This is a genomic window from Micromonospora sp. NBRC 101691 (assembly GCF_030269285.1).
GTDB lineage: Bacteria > Actinomycetota > Actinomycetes > Mycobacteriales > Micromonosporaceae > Micromonospora > Micromonospora echinospora.
Window position 1 is genome coordinate 35,806 of the sequence record NZ_BSTB01000015.1, and the last position, 12,457, is coordinate 48,262.

Annotated in this window: 12 protein-coding genes; 9 read left to right on the forward strand and 3 right to left on the reverse strand. The window is 74.4% G+C overall.

The window, feature by feature from the left end:
- Positions 1-11: 11 nt before the first annotated feature.
- The 4 genes from QSK20_RS21650 to QSK20_RS21665 are packed head-to-tail and all read left to right on the forward strand — an operon-like array spanning position 12 to position 3,663.
- On the forward strand, positions 12-887 hold the full coding sequence (locus QSK20_RS21650; RefSeq protein ID WP_285790424.1) for a branched-chain amino acid ABC transporter permease: 876 nt from the start codon (positions 12-14) through the stop codon (positions 885-887).
- A complete protein-coding gene (locus tag QSK20_RS21655; RefSeq protein ID WP_285790425.1) occupies positions 884-1,951 on the forward strand; it encodes a branched-chain amino acid ABC transporter permease in 1,068 nt (355 codons plus the stop codon). The genes QSK20_RS21650 and QSK20_RS21655 overlap by 4 nt, the downstream gene beginning before the upstream one ends.
- Positions 1,944-2,945: an ABC transporter ATP-binding protein gene (locus QSK20_RS21660; protein ID WP_285790426.1), complete on the forward strand. Its 1,002-nt coding sequence runs from the start codon at positions 1,944-1,946 to the stop codon at positions 2,943-2,945. The genes QSK20_RS21655 and QSK20_RS21660 overlap by 8 nt, the downstream gene beginning before the upstream one ends.
- Positions 2,932-3,663, forward strand: coding sequence for an ABC transporter ATP-binding protein (locus QSK20_RS21665; protein WP_285790427.1), 732 nt, complete (start codon positions 2,932-2,934; stop codon positions 3,661-3,663). Before QSK20_RS21660 ends, QSK20_RS21665 begins: the two co-directional genes overlap by 14 nt.
- 105 nt (positions 3,664-3,768) lie before the next feature.
- Here QSK20_RS21665 and QSK20_RS21670 read toward each other — a convergent pair whose 3' ends face one another.
- Positions 3,769-4,530 (reverse strand): SDR family NAD(P)-dependent oxidoreductase, encoded by a 762-nt coding sequence (locus tag QSK20_RS21670; RefSeq protein WP_285790428.1) that lies wholly within the window; start codon positions 4,528-4,530, stop codon positions 3,769-3,771.
- Between the two features lie 41 nt (positions 4,531-4,571).
- Between QSK20_RS21670 and QSK20_RS21675 the strand changes: the two genes are divergently transcribed.
- The 4 genes from QSK20_RS21675 to QSK20_RS21690 are packed head-to-tail and all read left to right on the forward strand — an operon-like array spanning position 4,572 to position 8,594.
- Positions 4,572-5,438, forward strand: coding sequence for an LLM class F420-dependent oxidoreductase (locus QSK20_RS21675; protein ID WP_285790429.1), 867 nt, complete (start codon positions 4,572-4,574; stop codon positions 5,436-5,438).
- Between the two features lies 1 nt (position 5,439).
- Entirely contained in the window at positions 5,440-6,336 is an 897-nt protein-coding gene (locus tag QSK20_RS21680) for an SDR family oxidoreductase (protein ID WP_285790430.1), read from the forward strand.
- A gap of 1 nt (position 6,337) precedes the next feature.
- Positions 6,338-7,516: an acyl-CoA dehydrogenase family protein gene (locus QSK20_RS21685; protein ID WP_285790431.1), complete on the forward strand. Its 1,179-nt coding sequence runs from the start codon at positions 6,338-6,340 to the stop codon at positions 7,514-7,516.
- 10 nt (positions 7,517-7,526) lie between these two features.
- The gene (locus QSK20_RS21690) at positions 7,527-8,594 is read left to right on the forward strand and encodes an acyl-CoA dehydrogenase family protein (protein WP_285790432.1); all 1,068 of its coding nucleotides are present in this window, start codon (positions 7,527-7,529) and stop codon (positions 8,592-8,594) included.
- Positions 8,595-8,747: 153 nt separating this feature from the next.
- Here the strand turns inward: QSK20_RS21690 and QSK20_RS21695 are convergent, their stop codons facing one another.
- Together QSK20_RS21695 and QSK20_RS21700 are read right to left on the reverse strand one after the other, a co-directional pair.
- Complete coding sequence (locus QSK20_RS21695; protein WP_285790433.1) at positions 8,748-9,614, reverse strand: SDR family oxidoreductase; 867 nt, start codon at positions 9,612-9,614, stop codon at positions 8,748-8,750.
- Positions 9,589-10,746, reverse strand: a complete 1,158-nt coding sequence (locus QSK20_RS21700) for an acetyl-CoA C-acetyltransferase (protein ID WP_285790434.1) — start codon at positions 10,744-10,746, stop codon at positions 9,589-9,591. Before QSK20_RS21700 ends, QSK20_RS21695 begins: the two co-directional genes overlap by 26 nt.
- A gap of 45 nt (positions 10,747-10,791) precedes the next feature.
- On the opposite strand from QSK20_RS21700, the gene QSK20_RS21705 reads away from it, so the two are divergent.
- Positions 10,792-12,387 (forward strand): FadD3 family acyl-CoA ligase, encoded by a 1,596-nt coding sequence (locus QSK20_RS21705; protein ID WP_285790435.1) that lies wholly within the window; start codon positions 10,792-10,794, stop codon positions 12,385-12,387.
- The last annotated feature ends 70 nt before the right edge of the window (positions 12,388-12,457 follow it).

Consider the following 12,457-nt stretch of genomic DNA (forward strand, 5'->3'; position numbering starts at 1 on the left):
AGGGAGTGACGATGACAGACCTCCAGCTCTGGCTCTCCGCGGTGGAGATGGGCTGTTTCTTCGGCATGCTGGCCCTGGCCTACTACCTGGTGCAGGTGGGCGCCGGCTTCTTCAACTTCGCCATCGGGCCGTACGCGATGATGGGTGGGCTCTGCACGAGCTGGCTGGTCATCGAGTACGACTTCGGCGTCTGGCCGGCCGCCGCGATCGCGGTGACGGTCACCATGCTGCTGGCGGCGGCGACCGAACTCGGCGTGGTCCGGCCGGTGCAGCGGCGCAGCAGCGGCGGTGAGCTGCCCGCCCTGGTCGCGGTGGCCGCCGTGCTCTTCACCATCCAGCAGCTCGCCGGCTACCTCTTCGGCCACCCCACCCTGCCGGGGCAGAGCCTGGCCACCTTCGACCCGGTCCCGGTCGGCGACATCGTCGTGCAGCCCAGCTCGCTGCTGCTGATCGGCGTCGCGCTGCTGGCGTTCGGGCTGATCGCCGTCTGGATCAGGACCACCCGGACCGGCCGGCTGCTCCGCGCGGTCGGCGACAGCAAGCAGGCGGCGGCGCTGCTCGGCCTGCCGGTCAACCGGATCCGGCTGGTCGCCTTCCTGGCCGCCGGGTTCCTCGCCGCGGTGGCCGGTCTGCTCTTCGCCCCGAAGGCGGGGGTGCACTCGCTGTCCGGGCTGCACTGGTCGCTGTCCGGGTTCCTCGCCGTCGTCATCGGCGGCACCGGCTCGGTCTGGGCGCCGCTCTTCGGCGGCATGATGCTCGGCCTGGCCGAGGTCTTCCTGCCCTACTACTTCGGTGGTCAGTCACACGTGTACGGGATGCTCCTGATCGCCCTGCTCTTCTTCGCCTTCCGTCCGCAGGGCCTCTTCGTCCGGACGGTGCGGGCATGACCGGCCGGACCGCGGCGGACCCGGCCGGCCGGGCCGTGGCGGACACCACCCGCAAGATCGCCGTGGAGGCGGGCGCCGGCCGGGGCCGGCGGGATCTCCGGCAGGTGCCCGGCATCGGCGGACTGGCCCTCGGGGGCGCGGCGGCCGTGCTCATCCTGGCCTGGGTGGGCTCCGACGGCTACCGGCAGACCCTGGTCACCGCCACCGTCACCTACGCGCTCATCGCCCTCGGCATGTACGTGCCGTACCTGATGGCCGGCTCGCTCTCGATGGCCTACGGCGCGTACGCCGGCATCGGCGGGTACGCCGTCGGACTGATCTCGACCCGTACCGGCCTGCCGCTCCTGCTCGCCTGGATCGCCGGCCCGATCGTGGCGGCGCTCATCGCGGTCCTGCTGGGGTTGGCCACCCGCCGGCTCTCCGGCTTCTTCCTCGCCGCCGTCACCCTGCTGTTCGGGATGGCCTTCACCGCCTTCCTCATCGACGGGGAGGGGATCACCGGCGGCTCGGGCGGCCTGGGCAACCTGCGTCCGCTGCACCTGTTCGGCTGGACGCCCAGCCACTACCAGGTGGTGGTCGGCTCGGTGGTGGTGGTCTGCGTGATCGCCTTCCTGCTGGACCGGTTGCGGCTGTCGCCCTGGGGCGTGGTGGTCCGCACCATGCGTGACGCCCCCCGCGCGGTGGAGGCGGCCGGGGTCCGGGTGCCGATGATGAACCTGGTGGCCCTGGCGCTCGGCGCGGCCGTCGCCGCGATCGGCGGGGCGTTGTTCACCTACTCCGCCGGCAGCATCACCCCCGACACCTTCACCCTGAACATCGTGTTCCTGGCCATCTTCATGCCGCTGATCGGAGGCTCGGGCACGCCCTGGGGCGCGGTCGCGGGCGCCGTGCTCGCCGTGCAACTGACGCTGAACTTCCCGGCGGTGCAGGCGAGTGGGACGCTGCTGCTCGCGTTGGGCGTGCTGTTCATCATGCTGGTCGCGCCGAAGGGTGTGATCGGATACGCCGACGAGCTGAGACGACGGGCGATGGCGCTGCCACGGAGGGGGCGTACCGATGGGTGAGACGGAGGAGCTGCTGGTCGGGCGGGGCCTGACCAAGCGGTACGGCGGGGTCACCGCGTTGGCGGACGTCTCGTTCGAGCTGCGCGCGGGGGAGATCCTCGGCCTGGTCGGGCCGAACGGCGCCGGCAAGACCACGCTCGTGGACCTGATCTCCGGAGCCCAGGCGGCCACCGCGGGCGAGCTGCTGCTGCGCGGGCGGAAGCTGACCGGCCCGGCCTCCCGGCGGGCCCGGGTCGGGCTGGGGCGCACCTTCCAGTACCCGCAACTGGCGCTGCACCTGAGCGTGCGGGACAACCTGCTGCTCGGCCGGTACGCGCAACGGCACAGCACTCTCGGTCGCATGATCGGTGGTGCCTTCGCCGGCGCGCTACGACCGGAGCGCACCGCCGACCGGGAGACCGTCCGGCACCTGGCGAACGAGTTGGGCATCGAGGGGCTGGACCGGCTGGCCGGCGATCTCACCCTCGGTGAGCAGCGCCTCGTCGAGGTGGGTCGGGCCCTCGGGCAGGACCCGCTGGTGCTGCTCCTCGACGAGCCCTTCGCCGGTTCGGACGCCCAGGGCGTGGCCGGCATCGCCGAGGTGATCCGGACCGTCCAGCGACGCGGGCACGCGGTGATCCTGGTCGACCACAACGTGGACCTGGTCGCCCGCCTGGTCGACCGGGTGCTGCTGCTCGACCGGGGGCGGATCGCCTTCGACGGCGGTCCCCGGGACTGCCTGGCGAGCCCGGAGATGCAGCAGGTCTACTTCGGCGCGACCGCCGACGAGGACGACGACGAGGACGCGTCCGTCCCCACCGGCGACGGAGGGACCGCGTCCGGCCGTACCGGCGACGGAGGGACGGCGTCCGGCCCTACCGGCGACGGGGCGACCGTCCCGGTGGTGGAGGGTCCCGCCGACGCGGCGGGTTCCGGCACGGCGGGTTCCGGCACGGCGACCGGGTCCGACGGTGGGATGCCACGGCAGGGGAGGGTGGAGGATGTCCGGTCATGAGTTGAGGATCGAGGAGCTGAGCGTCCGGTACGGGCACGCCAGCGCCCTCACCGCCGCCTCGGTGACGGTGCCCGGCGGTACGGTCACCGCGCTGGTCGGGCCGAACGGCGCGGGCAAGAGCAGCCTGCTGCTGGCGGCGTACGGCTCGGTGCCGTCCACCGGACGGGTGCTGATGGACGGGACGGACGTCAGCCGGATGAAGCCGGCGGCCCGCGCCCGGGCCGGTATCGCCATCGTGCCCCAGGGGCGGCAGCTCTTCCCGCACCTCGACGTGGTCGACAACCTCCAGGTGATGGCGGAACTGTTGCACCTGCCGCGCAGCGCGGTGCAGGGCGCCCTGGACCGGTTCCCGATCCTGCGTACCCGCCGGCGCAGCCTGGTCGGGGTGCTCTCCGGTGGGGAGCAGCAGATGCTGGTGGTGGCGCGGGCCCTGATGGGGTCGCCCCGGGTGCTGCTGCTGGACGAGATGACCACCGGCCTCGCCCCGCTGATCGTGCAGGAGTTGGCCCGTACGGTGACCGCGCTGGCCGCCGAGGGGGTGGCGGTGCTGATCGCCGAGCCGGCGTTGGGGGTGCTGCGCCGGGTGGTCTCCCGGGGTTACGTGCTGGTCCGGGGCGAGGTGCTGGTCAGCGAGGAGGGCGGCGGTCGGGCGCTGGACGAGGCGTACCGCGCCGCGATGGGTGTGGAGCGTCCCCGGGAGCTGCGTCCGGCGAGCTGAGCCCGCCGGGACGCTGCCGTCCCGGTGTGCCGTGCCTTGAGCTGCCGGTACCCGCCGGTTGTGCGTGCCCCGTCGGCCGGACCGGGTCCGGTCCGGCCGACGGGGTCACACCGTGTAACCGCCGTCGACGTCGAGCAGTTGGCCGGTGACGAACCGGGCCCGGTCGCTGGCCAGGAAGCACACCGCCTCTGCCACGTCCTCGGCGGTGCCGAAGGTGCGCAGCGGGATGGCGGTCCGGGCCATGGCCAGGGCGCGTTCGTCGAGGTCGCCGGAGGCGATCAGGCGGGCGGCCATGCCGTCGGTGAGCATCCCCGGCCCCACGCAGTTGGCCCGGACGCCGTACCGGCCCTCCTCGGCGGCGATGCCCCGCACCAGGGCCTCCACCGCGGCCTTCGGGGCGGCGGAGAGCCCGTCGCGGACCGGGAAGCGCCGGGTGGCGGCGGTGGTGACCGCGACCAGGCTGCCCCGGCTGCGCCGCAGCCAGGGCAGCGCGGCCCGGACCAGGGTGAAGAAGCCGAGGGTGTCCTGGGTGAGTTGGGTGCCGAAGTCCGCCGGGTCGATCCGGCTCAGGTGCACCATGGGCACGTGGGGGCCGGCGGCGTGCACGACGGTGTGCAGCCCGCCGAAGTGGTCCGCCGCCTCGGCGAGCACGGCGTCGCAGCGCGCCGCGTCGGTCAGGTCGAGCTGCCAGGTCCTGGCGTTGCCGCAGGACGCGGCGAGGGTGGCCGCCGCGTCGGCGTCGCGTCGGTAGGTCAGCGCGAGCGCACTGCCCCGGCTGGCGAGCATCCGGCTGACCGCGCTGCCGATCCCGCCGGTGGAGCCGGTGACCAGGGTCGCGCCGGGGCGGGCCCGGAAATCGTCGATCATCGGGGTAGGTTACCAAGCAAGCGTTTGGTAGGCTACCGTTCATGGCGTTCAAGCTCGGCGTACTGCCGGTGCTCGGCGGACGCGGCGCCGCCGAGCCGGCCTCCACCGCGGCCTTCGTGCGGTGTCTCGAGGAGGTCGGCTGCGAGTCGGTCTGGGCGGTGGAGCACCTGGTGGTGCCGGACGCCTACCGGTCCACCTACCCCTACGACCCGAGCGGACGGATGAGCCTGGGACCCGGGGACGACATCCCCGACCCGCTGCACTGGCTGACCTTCGCGGCGGCGCACACCAGCCGACTGGTGCTCGGCACGGCGATGCTGATCCTCCCCCTGCACCACCCGGTCGACCTGGCGAAACGGCTGGCCACCCTGGACGTGCTCAGCGGCGGCCGGTTGATCGCCGGCATCGGCGTCGGCTGGCTGCGGGAGGAGTACGACGCCGTCGGTGTGCCCTTCGCCGAGCGGGGCCGGATCGCCGACGAGTACCTGGCGGCGCTGCGGGCCCTCTGGACCACGACCCCGGCCCGCCACCACGGCCGTACCGTCCGCTTCGACGGGGTGCACAGCGCGCCGCGCCCCACCCGCCCGGAGGGGGTGCCCGTCATGGTCGGCGGGCACAGCCCGGCGGCGGTGCGTCGGGCCGCCCGGTTCGGCACCGACTTCTACCCCCTCGGGGTGGACGTCGAAGGGCTGGCCGGGCTGCTGGCCCGGCTCGGGGCCGAGTGCGCGGCGATCGGGCGGGACCCGGCCGGGGTGGCGGTCACCGCACGGGCCCCCGCCACCCGGGCCGACGCGGACGCGCTGCGGGAACTGGGCGTGACGAGGGTGGTCATCCGGGCCGACCCACGGGACCCGGACCGGGTCGCGGAGACGGTCGACCGGTACCGGCACGAGATCCTGGGAGAGTGACGTGACACGGGACGAGACGACGCGGGTGGGCGAGCGGACCGGGCGGGTGGTGGTGGTCACCGGCGCCGGCCGGGGACTGGGCCGGGAACACGCCCTCGCGCTGGCGGCGGCCGGTGACCGGGTGGTGGTCAACGACGTGGATCCGGCGGCCGAGGCCGTGGTGGCGGAGATCGCCGCGACCGGCGGCACGGCGGTGGCCAGCGTCGGCGACGTCGCCGACTGGGCGTACGCCCGGCACCTGGTCGAGAGCGCTGTGGAGACGTTCGGCCGACTCGACGCGCTGGTCAACAACGCCGGCCTGGTCCGCGACCGGATGCTCGTCAACCTCTCCGAACAGGAGTGGGACGAGGTCGTCCGGGTCGACCTGAAGGGACACGCCGCCCCGCTGCGGCACGCCGCCGCGTATTGGCGGGAACGGTCCCGGGCCGGTGACCCGGTCGCCGCCCGGGTGGTCAACACCAGCTCCGGCGCGGGGCTGATGGGCAGCGTCGGGCAGGTCAACTACGCCGCCGCGAAGGCCGGCGTGACCGCGCTGACCCAGGTGGCGGCGGTGGAACTGGCCCGGTACGGGGTGACCGTGAACGCCATCGCGCCGTCGGCGCGGACCGCGATGACCGAGACCGCCTTCGCCGACGCGATGCGCGCGCCGGACGAGGGCTTCGACCCGATGGCCGCCGGGAACGTCTCGCCGCTGGTGGTCTGGCTGGCCGGCGCGGACGCCGGCGACGTCACCGGCCGGATCTTCGAGGTGGCCGGCGGGGCGGTCAGCGTCGCCGACGGCTGGCGGCACGGCGAGCCGGTCGACGCCGGCCGGCGCTGGCGGCCCGAGGAACTCGGGCCGGTGGTCCGTGACCTGCTCCGCCGGAACCCGGCGCCGACCCCGGTCTACGGTGCCTGAGGTGGCCGCCGACGCGACCGGCCCCGCCGCCGAGCCGGGCGCGGCGTTCCGAGCCGAGGTGCGCGACTGGCTGGTCAGCCGGTTGACCGGGGACTTCGCCGCCCTGGCCGGCACCGGCGGACCGGGCCGCGAACACGAGAACCTCGACCTGCGCGCCGAGTGGGAACGCGAGCTGGGCGCGGGCGGCTGGATCGGGCTCGGCTGGCCGGAGTCGGCCGGCGGGCGCGGGGCCGACATCGCCGAGCAGGTGGTCTTCTTCGAGGAGTACGCGCGGGCCGGCGGTCCGGGCCGGCTGAGCCACATCGGGGAGTACCTGCTCGCGCCGACCCTCGTCGCGTTCGGCACCGAGGCGCAGCGCCGACGCTTCCTGCCCCCGATCGCCGCCGCTACCGAGTTCTGGTGCCAGGGCTACTCCGAGCCGGATGCCGGCTCCGACCTGGCCGCCGTGCGCACCCGGGCGGTCCGCGACGGCGCGCAGTGGCGGATCACCGGACAGAAGGTCTGGACGTCGCTGGCGCACATCGCCGACTGGTGCTTCGTGCTGGCCCGCACCGACCCGGACGCGTCCCGGCACCGGGGACTGTCCTACCTGCTGGTGCCGATGCGGCAGCCGGGCGTGCAGGTCCGCCCGATCACCCAGCTCACCGGCACGTCGGAGTTCAACGAGGTCTTCTTCGACGACGCGGTGACCGACGCGGAGAACATCGTCGGCGAACCCGGCGACGGCTGGCGGGTGGCCACCGGCACGCTCGCCTTCGAACGGGGTGTCGCCACGCTCGGCCAGCAGCTCGGCTTCGCCCGCGAACTGGACGAGGTGCTCCGCGCCGGCCGGGACAGCGGCGCGTACGACGACCCGGTCTGGCGGGACGCCGCCGCCGACGCCTGGATCGGGTTGCAGACCCTGCGCCACCACGCGTTGCGTACCCTCGGCACCCCGCCCGGCGAGCTGCCGGGCGTGGAGGCGTCGGTGGCCAAGCTGCTCTGGGCCACCTGGCACCAGCGCCTGGGTGAGCTGGCCATGGACGCGCTCGGTCCGGCGGCGACGCTTGCCGACGGCGGACTCTCCGCCGCGCAGCGGCTCTTCCTGTTCAGCCGGGCCGACACGATCTACGGCGGCTCCAACGAGATCCAACGCAACATCATCGCCGACCGGTTGCTCGGTCGGGTGCCACGCGGCTGAGAGGGACACCATGGAGTTCGGGTTCACCGCCGAGCAGGTGGAGCTGCGGGACACCGTCCAGGGCTTCCTGCGCCGGCACGCCACCTCCGAGCGGGTACGGGCCGCCGACGGCTTCGACGCCGGGGCCTGGCGCCGCCTCACCGACGAGCTGGGGGTCACCGGGCTGGCCGTCGCACCGGAGCACGGCGGGTACGGCACCTCGTGGGTGGAGGTGGCGGTGGTGCTGGTGGAGACCGGTGCCGCCCTGCTGCCGACGCCGTACCTCAGCACCGTCACGACGGCGGCGGCGCTCGACCCGGACCTGGCCGGCGACCTGCTGACCGGAATCGCCGAGCGGGGCACGTCGGCCACCCTGGCGCTCGCCGAACCGGGCCGGGCCGGCTGGGCGCCGGAGAACTGGTCCTGCCGCGCCGACCACCAGGGCGGCGACCGGTACCTGCTGGACGGGGTCAAGGAGCACGTCCTGGACGGCGCCGTGGCCGAGACGGTGGTGGTCGCGGCGACCTGTGCCGGCGAGCCCGGTCTCTACGCAGTCCGCGCCGACGACGTCCGGCGCACCGGGCACGACACCCTCGACCTGACCCGGCCACAGGCCCGGCTGGAGTTCAGCGGGACGCCGGCCCGGCTGGTGGGCCGCGACGGCGGACGGCGCGCGCTGGAGCTGATGTGGCTGGCGCTTGCGGCGGACTCGATCGGGGTGGCCCGGGCCAGCCTGGAGCGCACCGTCGAGCACCTGCGTACCCGGCAACAGTTCGGCGTGCCGCTGGCCCACTTCCAGGCGCTGCGGCACCGGATCGCCGACCTGGCGGTGGCCCTGGAGGCAGCCACCTCCAGCACCTGGTACGCGGTCCGCTCACACGGCACGGCCGAGTTCGGCACGGCCGCCCCGCTGGCCAAGCTGGTCGCCACCGACGCCGCCTACGCGGTCACCGCCGAGAGCGTCCAACTGCACGGCGGGATCGGCTTCACCTGGGAACACGACGCCCACCTGTACCTGCGCCGGGCCACCGCCAACCGGCTGCTGCTCGGGGACGCGCCGGCCCTGCGGAGCCGGCTCGCGCCACCACCCGGCCACTGACCAGGTCTCGGTCGCGTCCCCGGGCGGGCCGAGGTCGACCGGTCCCCCGGGTATGGCCGGGGTCGGTGCGGCGTCGACCGGGAGGGTCTGATCGGTGCGGTCCCCGGGAGGGTTGTGGTCGGTGCGGCGTCCACCGCCCCGGGGCGGGGCGGGTCAGTCCGGTTCCGGTCGGGTCCCCGGGGCCGGGCGGGCCGCGTCGGCGTACGAGGGGCGTTGACCGCCGCCGTCGACGACCAGGTTGGCCCCGGTGACGTAGCCCGCCAGCGGTGAGGTCAGCAGCAGGCAGGCGTCGGCGATGTCGTCCGGGGTGGCCATCCGCCCCAGCGGCACGGTGGCGGCCACGGCGGCCAGCGCGTCCTCGTCGCCGTAGTGGTCGGCGGTCTGCTCGGTGCGGACCAGTCCGGCGGTCACGCAGTTGACCCGTACCGCCGGGGCCCACTCGACCGCGAGGGCCTGGGTCAGCACGGCCAGGCCGGCCTTGGCCGCCGCGTAGGCGGCGGTGCCGGGGGCGGGCCGGGTCGCGGAGACGCTGCCGATGTTCAGGATCAGGCCGCCGTCGGCCTGTCGCTGCATCACCGCGTTCGCCGCCTGCGCGACGAAGAAGGGTGCCAGCAGGTTGAGGCGCACCACGGCGGTGACGAGGTTGGCCGAGGCGGTCGCCGCCGGCACGGCGGGGGAGCCACCGGCGTTGTTGACCACGATGTCGAGGCGACAGAACCGGCGTACCGCCTCCTGCACGAGATCGTGCGCCTGGTCGGGCTCCCGGACGTCGGCGACGGTGAAGGCGATGCCCTCCGGCAGCGCATCGGGGGCCCGTCGGCCGCAGACCAGCACGCTGGCCCCGGCGTCGCGGAGCCGCCGGGCGATGGCCCGGCCGATGCCCCGGCCACCGCCGGTGACCACCGCGACCCGTCCGGCCAGCGGCTGGTCGCCGGGTGCGGCCCGGTCGGCGCCGCTGCCGGCCCCGGGAACGCCGGTGCTCCCGACCTGCGGTTCAGAGCCGTTCGATGATGGTGACATTGGCCGTCCCTCCGCCCTCGCACATGGTCTGGAGCCCGAACCGGCCGCCGGTGCGCTCCAGCTCGGCCAGCAGGGTGGTCATCAACCGGACCCCGGTCGCGCCGAGCGGATGCCCCAGGGCGATCGCGCCCCCGTTGACGTTCACCCGGTCCAGGTCGAACCCGGTCTCCCGCTGCCAGGCGAGCACCACCGGGGCGAACGCCTCGTTGATCTCGACCAGGTCGATGTCGGCCACTGTCAGTCCGGCCCGTTCCAGGGCGTACGCGGTGGCCGGGATCGGCCCGGTGAGCATGAGCACCGGGTCGGCGGCGCGGACGCTGAGGTGCCGGATCCGGGCGCGCGGTCGCAGGCCGTGCCGGGCGACCGCGTCGGCGGAGGCGACGAGCACCGCCGCTGCCGCGTCGGAGAGCTGGCTGGCCAGCGCGGCGGTGGTCCGTCCCCCCTCGACGAGCGGGCGCAGCGCGGCCATCTTCGCCAGGGAGGTGTCCCGGCGCGGTCCCTCGTCGTGCTCGACGCCGGCCAGCGGGGCGATCTCGGCGGCGAACCGGCCGCCGTCGATGGCGGCGGCTGCCCGGCGGTGGCTCTCCAGCGCGAACTGCTCCATCTCGGCGCGGTCGAGGTGCCAGCGCTCGGCGATCAGCTCGGCCGCGCGGAACTGGGAGATCTCCTGGTCGCCGTAGCGCTGCCGCCAGCCGGTCGACCCACTGAACGGGTCGGCGAATCCGAGGGGGACGCCGGCGGTCATCGCCGAGGAGATCGGCACCGCGCTCATGCTCTGCACGCCGCCGGCCACCACCAGGTCGGCCGTGCCGGAGAGCACCGCCTGGGCCGCGAAGTGCACCGCCTGCTGCGAGGAGCCGCACTGCCGGTCGACTGTCACGCCGGGAACGTGTTCCGGCAGGCCGGCGGCGAGCCAGCAGGTGCGGGCGATGTTGCCCGACTGCGGGCCGATGGTGTCGACGCAGCCGAAGATGACGTCGTCGACGGCCGCCGGGGCCAGGCCGGTCCGGTCGACCAGGGCGAGGAGGACGTGTGCGCCGAGGTCGGCCGGGTGGATCCTGGAGAGCCCGCCGCCGCGCCGGCCGACGGGGGTACGGACGGCGTCCACCAGGTACGCGTGGTTGTCGGTCACCGGAACATATTACCAACCAAGCGCTCGCTTGGTAATCTCTTCGTCATGGCACCCGAGGGGACCGTTCCGACCGCCGCTCGCACCCTGCCCGAATTGGTGGCCTGGTGCGCCGAGCAGCACGCCGACCGGGAGGCGATCGCCGACGGCCCGGTCCGACTCGACTTCGCCCGACTCGCCAGCGAGGTGGAGCGGGTCGCGCGGGCGCTGCTGGCCCGGGGCGTCGCGCCCGGCGACCGGGTGGCGATCTGGGCCCCGAACGGCTGGCGGTGGGTGGTGGCCGCGCTCGGCGTGGTCTCCGTCGGCGCGGTGCTGGTGCCGGTCAACACGCGCTTCAAGGGCGCGGAGGCCGGGCATCTGCTCTCCCGCACCAGGGCCCGGTTGCTGCTCACCGACGACGGCTTCCTCGGCAACCCCTACCTGGCGATGCTCGACGGGCAGGACCTGCCGTCGCTGACCACCGCCGTGGTGCTCGGTGCGCGGCCGGCCCGGCCCGACGGCGGCCCCACGGTGGTCACCTGGGACGACTTCCTCGCCGGAGGAGACGCGGTGTTGGTGGCGGAGGCGCGGCGGCGCGCGGCGGCGGTCCGCCCGGACGACGTGGCGGACCTCTTCTTCACCTCGGGCACCACCGGGCGACCCCGGGGCGTGATCGGCACCCACGCGCAGGCGATCGCGCTCTACGTGGCGTGGTCGGAGCGGGCCACCCTGCGCCCCGGTGACCGCTGTCTGCTGGTGAACCCGTTCTTCCACACCTTCGGTTACAAGGCCGGGGTGATCGCCTGCCTGCTGCGCGGGGCGACGATCGTGCCGCAACCGGTGTTCGACGTGGCGGCCACCCTGGACCTGGTGGAACGGGAGCGGATCACCGTGCTGCCCGGTCCGCCGACGCTCTACACCTCGCTGCTGGCACACCCGGACCGGGTCGACCGTGACCTGTCCAGCCTGCGGGTGGCGGTGACCGGGGCGACCACCGTGCCGGTCGTCCTGATCGAGCGGCTCCGCGGCGAGTTGGGGATGCGCACGGTGCTGACCGCGTACGGCCTGACCGAGTGCGGCGGCACCGCCACCATGTGCCATCCCGAGGACGACCCGGTGACGGTGGCCACCACCTGCGGTGTGCCGGTCGACGGGGTCGAGGTGCGGGTGGTGGGCGGCGCGGGCGCGTCGTTGCCGCCCGGCGAGCCGGGTGAGGTGCTGGTCCGGGGCTACAACGTCACCCGGGGCTACTTCGAGGAGTCCGAGGCGACCCGGGAGGCGATCGACCCGGACGGCTGGCTGCACACCGGTGACGTGGGGGTGCTCGACGAGCGCGGCTACCTGCGGATCACCGACCGGCTCAAGGACATGTTCATCGTGGGTGGCTTCAACGCCTACCCGGCCGAGATCGAACAGGCCCTGGTGCGATACCCGGGCATCGTCGACGCGGCGGTGGTGGGCATGCCGGACGCCCGGCTCGGCGAGGTGGCGCGGGCGTACGTGGTGCCGGCGCGGGACGCCGTCGTCGACCCGGCGGAGGTCGTCGCCTACTGCCGGGCGAACCTGGCCAACTACAAGGTGCCCCGCTCGGTGGTGGTAGTTCCCGAGCTGCCCCGCAACGCCAGCGGCAAGGTGGTCAAGGCGGAGCTGCGACGGGTGCCGTGACCGGTCGCCGGACCCGTCGTCCGCGTCGCCGCTGCCGACCCCGCTCGACCGTTGTGATTTGAACAAGCGC

Excerpts from the sequence above, each read along its gene's own strand:
- QSK20_RS21650 (WP_285790424.1), top strand. The coding sequence starts at position 12 with ATGACAGACCTCCAGCTCTGGCTCTCCGCGGTGGAGATGGGCTGTTTC.
- QSK20_RS21655 (WP_285790425.1), top strand. The coding sequence starts at position 884 with ATGACCGGCCGGACCGCGGCGGACCCGGCCGGCCGGGCCGTGGCGGAC.
- QSK20_RS21660 (WP_285790426.1), top strand. The coding sequence starts at position 1,944 with ATGGGTGAGACGGAGGAGCTGCTGGTCGGGCGGGGCCTGACCAAGCGG.
- QSK20_RS21665 (WP_285790427.1), top strand. The coding sequence starts at position 2,932 with ATGTCCGGTCATGAGTTGAGGATCGAGGAGCTGAGCGTCCGGTACGGG.
- QSK20_RS21670 (WP_285790428.1), bottom strand. The coding sequence starts at position 4,530 with ATGATCGACGATTTCCGGGCCCGCCCCGGCGCGACCCTGGTCACCGGC.
- QSK20_RS21675 (WP_285790429.1), top strand. The coding sequence starts at position 4,572 with ATGGCGTTCAAGCTCGGCGTACTGCCGGTGCTCGGCGGACGCGGCGCC.
- QSK20_RS21690 (WP_285790432.1), top strand. The coding sequence starts at position 7,527 with ATGGAGTTCGGGTTCACCGCCGAGCAGGTGGAGCTGCGGGACACCGTC.
- QSK20_RS21695 (WP_285790433.1), bottom strand. The coding sequence starts at position 9,614 with ATGTCACCATCATCGAACGGCTCTGAACCGCAGGTCGGGAGCACCGGC.
- QSK20_RS21705 (WP_285790435.1), top strand. The coding sequence starts at position 10,792 with ATGGCACCCGAGGGGACCGTTCCGACCGCCGCTCGCACCCTGCCCGAA.